We start from the raw sequence: 12,497 nt of genomic DNA, 5'->3' as shown, positions 1-12,497 counted from the left end.
TCCTGAACGCCTTAGAGGAACGGTTCCTCGCCTGGCTTGTGGATGCCGCATTCGGTCTTGTCCCAGCCTTTCCAACGTCCAGAGCGCGCGTCTTCGCCATCGGCAACTTTGTGCGTGCACGGTGCGCAGCCAATCGAAGGATAACCCTCGGCCACTAGTGGGTGGCGCGGCAGATCATGCTCTTCAAAATAGGCTTTGATATCGTCCGCCGACCAATCGATCAGCGGGTTGATTTTCAGCCGGCCTTGCGCATCAGACGTATCGACTTCAAAGCGCGGCAAATTGGCCCGCGTGCTCGATTGGAACGCCTTGCGCCCGGTGAAGCTGGCATCGTAATTCGCCAAAGCCTTGGCCAGCGGGATCACCTTGCGGATTTCGCAGCAGCCATCGGGATCGTATGACCAGCGCAGGCCAGTCTCGTCCTTCTTGGCGAGCTCCGCCTCATCCGGGGTCAGCACGATCAGATTGGTGAGGCCGATCTTTGCCGCCACCTCGTCGCGGTAGGCAATCGTCTCTTCAAAATGCTTGCCGGTGTCTAGAAACAGCACTGGCACATTGGGATCAACCTGAGCGATTAAGTGCAGCAGCACCGCGCTTTCCGCGCCAAAGCTGGAGACGGTGGTAACATCGCCAGCCAGGCTGCCCTTGAGCACGCCTTCAAGCATTTCCAGCGTGCTGGAGCCGCGAAACATGCGGTTGAGGCGCACGGCGTCGTGCTCGGTAAAGCGCGGTCCGGTCTCTAACCGGTCTATCTGGCGGGTCTCACTCATGGCGCAGTTCTGCGATTGTGCGGCGTCCACTCTCTCTGGCATCGGCGGCGCTTTGATAGACATTGCCGAAACCTTCAAAGGCGCGGCGGGCATCGTCTTCATCGAGTGGTTTGTCCGGCGCAAAGGCATCAAAGCCGCAGCGGCGCATATGCGAAAGCTGATCGATCAGCACATCACCAACCGCGCGGAGTTCGCCCTCATATCCGGCCTCGCGCAGGATCCGGGCAGCGGAATAGCCGCGCCCGTCGCCGAAGCTGGGGAAGTTCACCTCGACCAGCGCGAGCCGGTCTAGGAACGGCAAGAGCACGCGCGCATCATCGCCCGGTTCGATCCGAACGGCGGTGGCGTTGGTCTGATCGCAGCAGGCATCAACGGTGACCGTGCCATGGTCCGCGACTTCATCATCGCGGAAACGGAATTGCACGTCGTCCGGGCTGGTTCCAAGATCGGTCTTATCAGCCATCCTGGCCTCCTTTTGCGGGCTGACCGCTGGCAAAATGTAAGTGGAGATGAGCCGAGTGGCCCGATAGGGCGTCGGTCCTGAGGCCTCGCTCAATCATACAACGCCTCCTTAAACGGGGTCATGCCGATGCGGCGGTAGGTGTCGAGGAAGCGTTCGCCATCCTCGCGGGTCTCAAGATAGACGTCGGTGACGGTTTCAACCGCCTTGATCACGCCGTCCTCGTCGAAGCCGGGGCCGGTGATTTTGGCGAGGCTCACGTCTTCCGCCTCGCTGCCGCCGAGCGAGAGCTGGTAGTTCTCTGTGCCTTTCTTATCGACGCCAAGAATGCCGATGTGGCCCGCATGGTGATGCCCGCAGGCGTTGATGCAGCCTGAGATTTTGAGCTTCAGCTGGCCGAGCTCTTCGGTCCGGCCGTTCTTCGCAAAATTCTCCGAAATCCGCTGAGCCAGTGGAATTGAGCGGGCATTGGCGAGTGCGCAATAATCTAGGCCCGGGCAGGCGATGATGTCCTCGATCGTGTCGAGGTTCGGCGCGCCGAGGTCCGCCGCCTCCAGCTCGGTCCAAAGCGCGTGCAAGTCCGCAATCCGCACATGCGGCAGGACGATGTTTTGCGTGTGCATAACGCGCAGCTCATCAAAGCTGTATTGCTTGGCGAGCTTAGCCATCAGACGCATCTGGTCGCCCGTTGCATCGCCTGGGATGCCGCCAACCGGCTTAAGGCTGATGACCGCACTGACATAGCTGTCGTGCTTGTGGCGCACGGTGTTGCGGTCAACCCACAGCGCAAAGTCCGGATCAGAGCGGTCAATGCTCTTGGGTCCGTCTTCAAACGCCGGATCAGCAAAGAACGGCTTGATCCGCTCCAGCTCAGCCAGAGGCGGCTCAACGCCTTGCTCCAGCAGATGCGCGAACTCTTCCTCGACCTGACGGGTGTATTCCTCCGCGCCCATTTCATGGACCAGGATCTTGATCCGCGCCTTGTACTTATTGTCGCGGCGGCCATAGCGATTGTAGACCCGCAGGCACGCCTCGGCGTAGGTAACCAGCTGATCCAGAGGCACAAATTCGCGAATTTGCGGGGCTATCATCGGGGTCCTGCCCATGCCGCCGCCAACATAGAAGCTCGCGCCAATCTCGCCCGCGTCGTTCTTCACGATCTGAATACCGATGTCGTGCAGCCGCATGGCCGCGCGGTCAGTCTCTGCCGCGATGACGGCGATTTTGAACTTGCGCGGCAGATAGGTGAACTCCGGGTGGAAACTCGACCATTGGCGCAGCAGCTCGGCATAGGGACGCGGATCGATCAGCTCGTCATGGGCAGCGCCGGCAAAGTGATCGGAGCTGATGTTGCGAATGCAATTGCCGCTGGTCTGGATCGCGTGCATCTCAACCTTGGACAGGTCGGCGAGAATGTCCGCCGCATCTTCCAGCTTGATCCAATTGTATTGCAGATTTTGCCGCGTGGTGAAGTGGCCATAACCGCGATCATATTTATCCGCGATATCGCCCAGCGCGATCATCTGCCGCGAGTTGAGCGTGCCATAAGGGATTGCGACGCGCAGCATGTAGGCGTGGAGTTGCAGGTACAGGCCGTTCATCAGCCGCAACGGCTTGAACTGGTCTTCGGTCAGCTTGCCATCGAGGCGGCGCTGAGCCTGATCGCGGAATTCCTCAACGCGGGCGTCGACCATCGCTTGGTCGTATTGGTCATACTGATACATCTTAAATCACCCAGTCCCAGCCGGTTTTGGAGGCAGTCGGCACCGCGAGATCGCGGCGGACCGTTGGGCCGAGTGCGCGCACCCGGTCCTTAATATGAGCAGGCCGCACGCCTTCTTCGGTGCGGCTGGCGACCAGCGCGTAGGGCACGTTCACCCGGCGCGCGGCTTCTTCAGCGGCGAGGATTTGCTCGCCCATGTCGCCAACATCGACGGCGTCATGCACGGATAGCGACCAGTTCTGGCCGTCCCACCAGACGACTTCGCCGGTCTTGAGGTCATTTCCTGTGAGGATATTCATGTGGCGGCCTGTGTTTCCTGCGCCTTAGCGGCGGTGTTTGCGATTGAATGGTCATCCCGCGCGGTCACATCGCCAATCACGATGAGCGCGGGGCTTTTGATCTTGTTGGCCGTGACGAGCTGCGGCAGACCCGCCAGCAATCCGCGCACAACCCGCATTTCGGGGCGAGCAGCGTTTTCGATCACGGCGACGGGGACATCAGGCGCAAGGCCGTCTGCCATCAATTTCTCGGCGATCTGAGGCGCAGTTTTGACACCCATGTAGATCACTAGCGTGCGGCCCTTGCCAGCGAGGCCGGACCAATCCTGATCCGACAGACCTTTGCATTGCCCAGCGACAAAACTGACAATGCTGGACGCGTCGCGGTGGGTTAGGGCGATTTGCGCCGCTGCGGCCGCGCCATTGGCGGCGCTGATGCCGGGCACGATCACCACGGGGACACCGGCGGCGCGGGCGTCTTCGGCTTCTTCACCGCCGCGTCCGAAGACGAGCGGGTCCCCGCCCTTAAGGCGGATCACATCGCGGCCTTTCTTCGCCTCGCGGATCAGCAAGGCGTTGATATCGTCTTGAGGCAGAGTGTGCCGTGCGCGCTGTTTCGCAACAGAGATAAACTCAGCCGTGGCCGGAGCCATCGCGAGTATTTCGCGGCTTACCAGACCGTCATGCACCACCAGCTCAGCCGCCTCGAGCAGCCGCGCCGCGCGCAGGGTCAGCAGATCGGGATCACCCGGGCCTGCGCCAACCAGATAGATTGTGCCTGTCTTTTCCATGGAGGCGAAATGGGCTGCCCGCCGCGATCACGCCAGTGAGAATGGATTTGCGCACCTTTAGCAAAGCTATTGCGGGCTCGCCGTAACCGCAGATCGCCGGGGGTTAGATGGAGTTCTTCGCCGACATGACTTCGATCAAGCGGTCCATTTGCTTGCTGGAGCGAAGGTGCAGATCGCGTTGAGGGAATGGAATTTCGACGTCATTTTCATCGAACAATTCCCACACTCGCTTGTAAACGTCAGAGCGGATGTTCGCGAGGCCTTCTTCCGGGTCCTGGATCCAGAAGCGGATTTCAAAATCGACTGAATTGTCGCCAAAGCCCATGATATTCACGCGCGGCCTGGGTGCGTTCAAAATCCGGTCAGTTTCGTCAACCGCCTGATAAAGCAGCTTTTCAACCAGTTTCATGTCGCTGCTATAAGACACGCCAACAGGTGCTTTTACCCGCACATCGCGCGAGGAATAGGACCAATTGACCACCTGATTGATCATCAGGTTTTCGTTCGGGATCAGATATTCGGTCTGATCACGGGTGATGACGGATATGGCGCGAATGCCGATCTTGCGGATCTGGCCAAAGCTTTCATTGCCTGCCTGATCGGTGACGGAGATCACATCGCCCGGCTTGATCGACTTATCCATCAGCAGCAGGATGCCTGAGATCAAGTTACCAAAGGTTTTCTGAAGGCCAAAACCAATCGCCAGGCCAAATGCGCCGCCAAAGAAGGCCAGCGCCGTGAGATCAATGCCAAGTAGGTCGATCCCGATAAAGAACGCCAATCCCCACACCGCCATGGTGCTGAGCTTTTCCGCCAGCAAACGCTGAGTGGAATCGAACCGTGTCACTCGGCCCAGCAGGTTCTTGCACAGGCGGATCGCCAGCATCGCGCCGGTGATGACCAGCGCAATCACGCCAATTACTAGCAAGATATCGAACAGCGACACACGCATGTCGCCAATGCTCAGCGCCCAGGCATCCAGTGTGTCGACCACGGAACCGGCGGCCTTGCTTTGCGAGGCGATCCCGTCGCGAATGCCCTCGCTGGCGATGATCTCGGTTTCTTGATCCGGCGCGGTTTCCGCCATGGTCCAGGCCTGACCGGTTGCGGGCGCGTCCGGTGCGGGCAGAGTGCCCGCATCTGCGCCATTGGTGGCAGCGGAAGTTTCGTCGGATGGGGTAGGGGGCGCTGTGGCGGTCATAAATCTTTCATCGCGGCAAAGCCGGTTTGCAGATCTGCAATCAAATCATCTGGGTCTTCTAGGCCGATTGATAGGCGAATGCTCATGGCAGCGCTAGTATCTGGGCCAGCATCATCACCGCCGCCTGCCTCTGCTCCAGGTACAGGCATCGCATCGCGAATGGGCGCGGCGTCATAAGGCAGAGCGAGGCTTTCATACCCGCCCCAGGAATAGCCGATCCCGAACAGCTTGAGATTGTCGACCAGGGCCGCGCGGCTTTCCGCTGTCGCATCGGCCAAAGTGAAGCTGAACAGGCCGCATCCGCCGGTGAAATCGCGGCGCCACAGCTCGTAACCCGCATCGCCTTCCAGCACCGGGCACTGCACGGCGGCAACCTCTGGCCTATCGCGCAGCCACGCGGCAATCGCGCGCGCGCTTTGCACGCCGCGCTCCAGCCTGATTTCCATCGTTCGCAGGCCGCGCAAAGCCAGCGCCGCATCATCGGGTGAGACAACGTTGCCCATTTGCTGACTTGTCTGGCGTAGGCGGCGATAGAAGCGCTCACCCGCGCTGGCCGCCCCCATCATCAGGTCAGAATGCCCGCTGACATGCTTGGTGAGGCTCATCACTGATATGTCACATCCGCGCTCAAGCGCTGGAAAGCCAATCGCACTCGCCCAGGTGTTGTCGATCAGGCTCACCGCGCCGCGCTCCCGCGCAATCCGGGTCAGCTCGGGCACATCGCACACTTCCATCGTCAGGCTGCCGGGGCTTTCGAGCCACACGGCCTTGGTTCGCTCGCAGAATAGCGCCTCGTAGGCGGCGATATCGAGTGGGTCGAAAAACCGCGCCTCCACGCCCCAGCGTTTTAGAAAACCCATCGCCATGACCCGCGACGGCTCATAGGAATTGTCGCTGATCAGCAAGACATCGCCGGGTTTCAGTACGCTCAGCAGCGCGCTGTTAATGGCGGCAACGCCGCTGGGATAGAGCATTGTGCCCGCCGCGCCTGGCTCCAGCTGGGTCAGTGCCTCGGCCAGAGCCCACTGTGTTGGTGCGCCCTGACGGCCGTAGTAGAACTTACCATCCTTGGGCTGAGATCCGCCAGCCTTGCGGTCGGCCTCGCTGGCGTAAAGATGTGTGCTGGCGCGCCAGATCGGCGGGTTGACGACCTGACCGGTCCATTCCTTGCGCCGCCCCGCGCCAACCAATTTCGTGCCGGGCTTCTTACCTGATATGTCGTCCGCCATGCCCTAGTCCCTAGGTCCGGTGGACTTGGGCGTGGCAGGATCACGGCCCCAATCAGACCAGCTGCCATCGTAAAGTGCCCAGTCGGTCTTGCCGAGCTGCGCCAGCGCGAGCAACAGGACGCTGCCGGTGACGCCGCTACCGCAGGTGGTGGTGATGGGCTTGTCCAGATCAATTCCGGCCCGCTCAAACGCGCTGCGCAATTCGTCCGCCGGTTTGAAGGTGCCGTCTTCTGCATAAAGTTCAGTGTGGGGCAGGTTGTAGGAGCCGGGAATGCGGCCCCCTTCCACGCCGTGCACGGGGTCTGCGCCTGCGCCCTCAAACCTGTCGGCGCTGCGTGCGTCCAGAACCTGTTCCTCGCGCGTTTCCAGATTGGCCAGCACATCGGCCTTCATCCGCAATCGCTCAGGCGGGCTTAGCTCAGGCATGCTGCTGGCTGTGAATTCCGGCTCCCCTTTGTCGACCGAGCGCCCTTCTGCGCGCCATTTGGCAAGGCCGCCATCGAGCACCGCGACCGGTGCGATCCACGAGGATGTAAGCAAGTACCAGGCGCGAGCGGCGCTGTTTAGCGCGCTATCATCATAGATCACGATACGCTCGCCCAGCTCTATGCCAAGCTCTGCAATGCGCGCGCCCAATTGTTCGGGCCGGGGCAGGGCAGAGGGCACATCGCTGGTTTCATCGACGAGGCTAGCGAGGTCTAGGAAACGCGCACCGGGTATATGTTCCGCCGCGAATTCAGCGCGCGCATCGCGGTTTGCCGCAGGCAGGTGGAGCGAGGCGTCCAGCACCACCAAATCCTCATCATTCAATGCGCCGGCCAGCCAATCACTGCTGACGAGATTATCGGTCATCTGGTTCATGAGGCAAAGCGGTAGCGCGCTGGGCCGCCGCCGCCAAGTGCCCGCTTATGCTGGTTGAATATCCAGCTCTCGCACGCGCAGTCCGGGAATGCCGCCGGGCGGCGTGTTGAGCGGGATCGGCTGAAGCCGCGCGGCGCTTGCCGTGCTGGGCTGGCCGACGACATAATGGCGCGTCACGGGCTCGCCATTGCCCTGCGTTATGGTGATCTGCAGCAGCGGCACAAACAGCGGGACATTGCCCTGACGCATCACCTGTAATTTGCTGGTCGGCAATTGCACCTGACCGCTTTCGGCATGGCTTTTATTGGGTCCGATGCGTGGGATAATCACCGGTTCGGGACGATCAAACCCCAGGACGGAGCTACCCGGAATTGCTCCGCTCTGGGCGCTGGTTAGGATTGCGGAAACGGACACATCGCGCACCGCATTGGCGGTTCGATTGGCGAGGTTCAGGCGGTAATCGAGCGTGAAGTTCATCACGCTGCGGGTTGCGCGCACGATTTCAATATCAATGTCGATCCGCGCCGGCGCGCGGGGAATTGGCGCGTTATCCTCGGCTGGCTCGCTGGTCTCAGTCACAGCGGGTGCGGTTGGCGTGTTGATTGTATTAGTAGCAGTTGTCGCTGCGTGTGCAGGTTCGCTCGAGGCTGGTTCAAGTTCGGACGGCGAGCGCGAAGCAACTTTTGGACGTTCAATTTCGGGCACTGTGATCGCTGCTGTTCCTCGCCGCAGGAACAAGACTCCACCAATCAACAGGGCGAGCAATGTAAGACCGCCTGCGATCCATGCCCAAAGCGGTATCGCACTGGCAGCATCACTGGTCGCGGCGTCTGGAACTGCTGTGTCTGGGCTTGCGGCGTCCGGCAACGGAGCGTTGGTGTCAAAGCCGGGTGTTCCCGTGCCCGTAGGCGTTTCTGTCACTGCAGGAGATGATACACCGGAAGCGCCGCCACCCGCATTGCTCGGTGTGCTTGGCTGCACTGTTGGAAGGCGATTGGCCGGTGTGACCGAGCCTGAAGCGGAACCTGCCGCTCCCGTCGCCTCGGGAGATACCGTGTCGCTCGGACTCAGTACCGGCGTGATCGTCGGTGCAGGGCTGGGTAGGTCAATTGCAGGGGCTGTGGGATCAGAACTGGGGACCGTGCTCGGGTCGGCCTGTGTGGGCGCAGGCGCTGGCCTATCGGTTGGAATAACGCGCGGCGGCAATGCCGCTGGCCCGGTGTCATCCGCAGGGCCTTCGACCTCTGGCCGGGGTGTGGGTGTGCTGGTCGGCAGTGTAAAACCGCCCGGTGAGGACTGCGCCACCGTTGGCGCGGTCGCACCAATGCTCAGCGCAATGAGAACGCACATGACCGCCGCTTTGGGCGCGAACAACATCCGAAAAGAAGAAACAGCAACCATGATCTTTGGCGTAGCGGGTCTTTTCCAAAATAGCGGTGTGCACGGACTCAGCGGTCATAGCACTTTGCGGGTGCGGCCGGGCAGCGCGATTACAACATAACGGCGCAGCACTGCCACCGCATGTCTGACATAGATATTAACGCCGCCCCGTCCAGCTTGTCGCTTGCATGGAGCGCCCTTTCGCGGCAACAGCGCGGCATGGAAACCACACCTAACGATCCCGCTGCGCCCGCATTCCTGGGCAAAGACACACCGCTGCCGACTTCGCCTGAAGAGGCTGTGCTCGATTACGTACCAAATCCGCGCAAGGGATCGCTGTTTTTGGTGCGTTTTGCCGCGCCAGAGTTCACATCACTATGCCCGGTCACCAACCAACCGGATTTTGCGCATTTGGTGATCGACTATGCGCCCGGTGATACAATCGTGGAATCGAAGAGCCTCAAGCTGTTTCTGGGCAGTTTTCGCAATCACAACGGCTTTCACGAGGATGTGACCGTCGGCATTGGCCAGCGGCTGGCTGAGGAAATGAAGCCCAAATGGCTGCGTATTGGCGGCTACTGGTATCCGCGCGGCGGCATTCCGATTGATGTGTTTTGGCAGACAGGCGCCGCGCCAGAGGGTCTATGGGTGCCCGATCAAGGTGTTCAACCCTATCGTGGCCGCGGGTAGGCAAAGTCGATCTGTCGCATCGCGCGACATGTCGACTTTGTACAATAATTGTCTTTAGGAAGCAGCTAAACTCATTCAGGGAATACTTTGGGGCGGGTGAAGTTTGCCAATTTCAACGGCTTGGCTCAATGGGCTCAGCTTGCCTGTAATGGCCACCGTTAATTCTCGGATCGCATTTTGCCGCCCCTTTCACTGTGTTGGAAGGGAAACACGCATGAAAAATACGCTTTTGGTATCGACGGCTTTGTCGCTTGGCTGCGCGGCCGCATTGGTCCTGGCTCCGCAGGAGGTCCTTGCAGAGGCGTGTCTGCTGGACACAAATGAAGACGGCAATGCCGACTCCAACGTTGATACAACGGGCGGCGCCATTTCTGATGACGGCAATAATGAGCTGGCTTGCGGAGTGGGATCAGATGCCTCTGGTGCCAGCAGTACGGCCATTGGCGGGAACTCGGCTGCTACCGGCGCGAACACTTTAGCTGCCGGATTCGATGCAAATTCAGAGGGTGACAACAGCACCGCAATTGGCGTCGATGCTGGCGCGACCGATATCAGCGCGACCGCTTTGGGGTATCAGTCCCTGGCTGGGAATGGCGATACAACGGCAATTGGCCGATCCGCTCAGGCGCTGGGAATAGGCACCACCGCGCTCGGGCGCAGCTCCTCTGCTGGCGGAGCGAACTCTATCGCGATTGGCGCGGATACCACCGCCAGTGGACTATCCGCGATTGCCATTGGCGGTGACGGTTCGGACAGCAACACTTTGGGTGCGCAGGCGACAGCGGATGGCGCTATCGCCATTGGTCAAGATTCGAGAGCAACGGGAAATAGCAGCACGGCTTTGGGCCAGGGGACTCAAGCAACCGCGGTCGCCAGCACGGCATTAGGCGTTTTTGCTCGGGCAGGAGCAGATGACAGCACGGCTGTGGGCGTTTTCGCTGATGCTACCGGAGACCGATCCGTGGCTCTTGGTGCACGCTCAGATGCTACGATGGCTGGTGCGATTGCGATTGGCGGTGATGGCGGTGATGCTGACAGTGACGGCGCACAGGCGACAGGTGTTTTGGCAATAGCCATTGGCGCTGATGCAACGGCAAGCAGCAATGGCAGCATGGCTTTGGGCGTTGATGCTAGTGCAAGTGGATTTAGCAGCACAGCCTTAGGTGCAGGGTCAAACGCCACAATGACTGGCGCGATCGCTGTAGGTGGTGATGTGGATGGAGACTTTTTCGGCGCGCAGGCAACTGGTGCTTCCTCGATTGCTTTTGGTGCGGATTCTGTTGCGAGTGGTGAGAACAGTTTTGCAGCGGCAGCAGCAGCGAGTGCCACGGGCGCTGCTTCGATTGCGATTGGCGGTGATGGCAATGATGCTGACGGCCGCGGCGCGCAGGCGAGCTTTGACCGTGCGAGTGCGTTTGGTTCGGATGCTCAGGCGCTGGGCGTGAACGCAACGGCGCTGGGTAATAGAGCCAATGCTGGGGGTACCGATGCGGTTGCGATTGGCGTGCGTGCTTCTGCGGTGATCAACTCCACTGCGATTGGTGAGCTTGCCAATGCAACTGGCGGTCAGTCGGTTGTGGTTGGCTCTCAAGGCAGCGCGGCGGGTGCGGGTAACACTGCGGTTGGGTTTCTTGCCAGCACCGCGGGCAACCGCTCAACTGCTGTGGGCGTTTTGGCCTCGGCCACAGGGTCCAACAGCACAGCGGTGGGTTCTAACTCCACCGCCTCGGAGAACTTCTCCACCGCAGTGGGCTTTCAGGCGACGACGACCGCCGCCAATCAGGTTGCCCTGGGCGGTGCGGGCAGTTCAGTTCGCATTGGCGACATTGATGCCAGTACAGCGGCGCAGGTTGGACCCGTAGATGCAGTGACGGTGGATGCCAATGGCACGCTGGGCCGCCAAGCGGTTGCAACCGCCGCCTCGGTCGACAATGTCCGCCGCGCCCTCAACACCATTTCACAAGTGGGAACCGCCCAGTTCGATGCGCTGTCAGGAAGGGTGAACACTTTGTTCGACCTCACCAGCACAATCGACCGTGATGCGCAGCGGGGCATTGCTTCCATCGCAGCGCAAGCCAGCCCGCACTTCCCAAGTGCAGCGGGCAAGACCAGCTATGCCAGCAATGTCGCGACGTACCGCGGTGAAGTTGGCTTTTCAGCGGGCCTGATGCACCGGTTCGAAGGTGACTTCGCCATCACCGCTGGCGTTACCTATGCAGGCGGCAACTCAACCAGCGTGCGAGCGGGCATCGCAGGAGAGTTTTGATCGGGTAAAAGCTGGCAATGGGGAGCGGGCACAAGGGTGGATGCCTCCCCGCAGGTCTGACGGTGCCTATGCAATCGGGCGCAGGATCGCGTTAGATGCAAAAAAGAAGCGAGAAGTGGTGCCGGCTGCAAGATTCGAACTCGCGGCCCCCTGATTACAAATCAGGTGCTCTACCAACTGAGCTAAGCCGGCACATCTCGTTAAGAGGAGGCCCCCTTAGGCGAAAGATTTGCGGCCCTCAAGTGACAAAGCAGCAGGGCGGCAACAAATTTGAATTCCGGCGGATGAGCGCAAGCCGCTACCCGCGACATTCGCGACCTAAAGACAGTCAGTTTTCAATTTTGCAGAGCATTGTTTGCAGTTCGTCGAACATCACCGCCAATCGCTGGTTTTTTCCGCGTTTCTAAGATACATCTTAGCGTGCGAAAAGGGACCGGTGATGGACGAAAATCTGCAGAGGCAAATGATTATTGAGGCGGACCGTAAATCGGTGGGCGTCGCCTATTTGCTGTGGCTGGTCCTTGGCGGATTTGGGGTTCACCGCTTCTATGCTGGCAGCACAAAGACCGGCATCATGCAGCTGCTTTTGTTGCTTTCGGTTGTAGGCTGGTTGGTTCTGGTCCCATGGTTGCTGATCGACTTGGCACTTATCCCCGGCCTAGTGCGTGATCACAATATGAAGACTATAGGCGAGCTCAATTTCACGTCTCATGAGGGACCGGTAAAGCCCGCGCGCAAGCTCCAATCCGAAGCGGATAGGCGCCGCGAGGCAATGATCGAGGATCTGCGCGCCTCAGGATACCGCAAAGAGCGGCGCGACATTTTCAACTCTTACAACTAAGCGAGCC

The 12,497-nt window shown here is 60.1% G+C and carries 13 protein-coding genes and 1 tRNA gene; 4 read left to right on the top strand and 10 right to left on the bottom strand.

What is annotated here, in order from left to right; translation table 11 throughout:
* Positions 1–11: 11 nt before the first annotated feature.
* The 9 genes from AC0V6O_RS11635 to AC0V6O_RS11595 form a co-directional block, all read right to left on the bottom strand.
* A complete protein-coding gene (locus AC0V6O_RS11635; RefSeq protein WP_486144161.1) occupies positions 12–770 on the bottom strand; it encodes a phosphoadenylyl-sulfate reductase in 759 nt (252 codons plus the stop codon).
* Positions 763–1,233 carry a DUF934 domain-containing protein gene (locus AC0V6O_RS11630; RefSeq protein ID WP_486144159.1) on the bottom strand — a complete coding sequence of 157 codons (471 nt, stop codon included), beginning with the start codon at positions 1,231–1,233 and terminating at the stop codon, positions 763–765. The genes AC0V6O_RS11635 and AC0V6O_RS11630 overlap by 8 nt, the downstream gene beginning before the upstream one ends.
* Positions 1,234–1,322: 89 nt before the next feature.
* The gene (locus AC0V6O_RS11625; RefSeq protein ID WP_486144157.1) at positions 1,323–2,954 is read right to left on the bottom strand and encodes a nitrite/sulfite reductase; all 1,632 of its coding nucleotides are present in this window, start codon (positions 2,952–2,954) and stop codon (positions 1,323–1,325) included.
* A 1-nt stretch (position 2,955) separates the two neighbouring features.
* Positions 2,956–3,252, bottom strand: coding sequence for a DUF2849 domain-containing protein (locus AC0V6O_RS11620; protein ID WP_472644507.1), 297 nt, complete (start codon positions 3,250–3,252; stop codon positions 2,956–2,958).
* Complete coding sequence (cobA, locus tag AC0V6O_RS11615) at positions 3,249–4,022, bottom strand: uroporphyrinogen-III C-methyltransferase (protein WP_486144155.1); 774 nt, start codon at positions 4,020–4,022, stop codon at positions 3,249–3,251. The genes AC0V6O_RS11620 and cobA overlap by 4 nt, the downstream gene beginning before the upstream one ends.
* A 103-nt stretch (positions 4,023–4,125) precedes the next feature.
* Positions 4,126–5,223 (bottom strand): mechanosensitive ion channel family protein, encoded by a 1,098-nt coding sequence (locus tag AC0V6O_RS11610; protein ID WP_486144153.1) that lies wholly within the window; start codon positions 5,221–5,223, stop codon positions 4,126–4,128.
* Positions 5,220–6,452, bottom strand: a complete 1,233-nt coding sequence (metC, locus tag AC0V6O_RS11605) for a cystathionine beta-lyase (RefSeq protein ID WP_486144151.1) — start codon at positions 6,450–6,452, stop codon at positions 5,220–5,222. The genes AC0V6O_RS11610 and metC overlap by 4 nt, the downstream gene beginning before the upstream one ends.
* A gap of 3 nt (positions 6,453–6,455) precedes the next feature.
* Entirely contained in the window at positions 6,456–7,304 is an 849-nt protein-coding gene (sseA, locus tag AC0V6O_RS11600) for a 3-mercaptopyruvate sulfurtransferase (protein WP_486144149.1), read from the bottom strand.
* A gap of 54 nt (positions 7,305–7,358) precedes the next feature.
* Entirely contained in the window at positions 7,359–8,180 is an 822-nt protein-coding gene (locus tag AC0V6O_RS11595; protein WP_486144147.1) for a hypothetical protein, read from the bottom strand.
* A gap of 10 nt (positions 8,181–8,190) precedes the next feature.
* Here AC0V6O_RS11595 and AC0V6O_RS11590 point away from each other — a divergent pair, with 10 nt between their 5' ends.
* The 3 genes from AC0V6O_RS11590 to AC0V6O_RS11580 all read left to right on the top strand — a co-directional run bounded on the left by AC0V6O_RS11590 (position 8,191) and on the right by AC0V6O_RS11580 (position 11,649).
* Positions 8,191–8,814: a hypothetical protein gene (locus AC0V6O_RS11590; protein ID WP_486144145.1), complete on the top strand. Its 624-nt coding sequence runs from the start codon at positions 8,191–8,193 to the stop codon at positions 8,812–8,814.
* Between the two features lie 98 nt (positions 8,815–8,912).
* Positions 8,913–9,383, top strand: a complete 471-nt coding sequence (gene queF / locus AC0V6O_RS11585; RefSeq protein ID WP_486144143.1) for a preQ(1) synthase — start codon at positions 8,913–8,915, stop codon at positions 9,381–9,383.
* A gap of 214 nt (positions 9,384–9,597) precedes the next feature.
* Positions 9,598–11,649 (top strand): YadA family autotransporter adhesin, encoded by a 2,052-nt coding sequence (locus tag AC0V6O_RS11580; protein ID WP_486144141.1) that lies wholly within the window; start codon positions 9,598–9,600, stop codon positions 11,647–11,649.
* 116 nt (positions 11,650–11,765) lie between these two features.
* On the opposite strand, the gene AC0V6O_RS11575 is transcribed toward AC0V6O_RS11580, so the two are convergent.
* Positions 11,766–11,841: transfer RNA gene (locus tag AC0V6O_RS11575), tRNA-Thr, on the bottom strand.
* A 247-nt stretch (positions 11,842–12,088) separates the two neighbouring features.
* Between AC0V6O_RS11575 and AC0V6O_RS11570 the strand changes: the two genes are divergently transcribed.
* Positions 12,089–12,490 carry a TM2 domain-containing protein gene (locus tag AC0V6O_RS11570; protein WP_472639414.1) on the top strand — a complete coding sequence of 134 codons (402 nt, stop codon included), beginning with the start codon at positions 12,089–12,091 and terminating at the stop codon, positions 12,488–12,490.
* Positions 12,491–12,497 lie beyond the last annotated feature (7 nt).

The organism is Erythrobacter sp. JB2-19 (assembly GCF_057365005.1).
The sequence above is the reverse complement of the archived record's forward strand: the minus strand, read 5'-3'. Positions and strand labels throughout refer to the sequence as shown.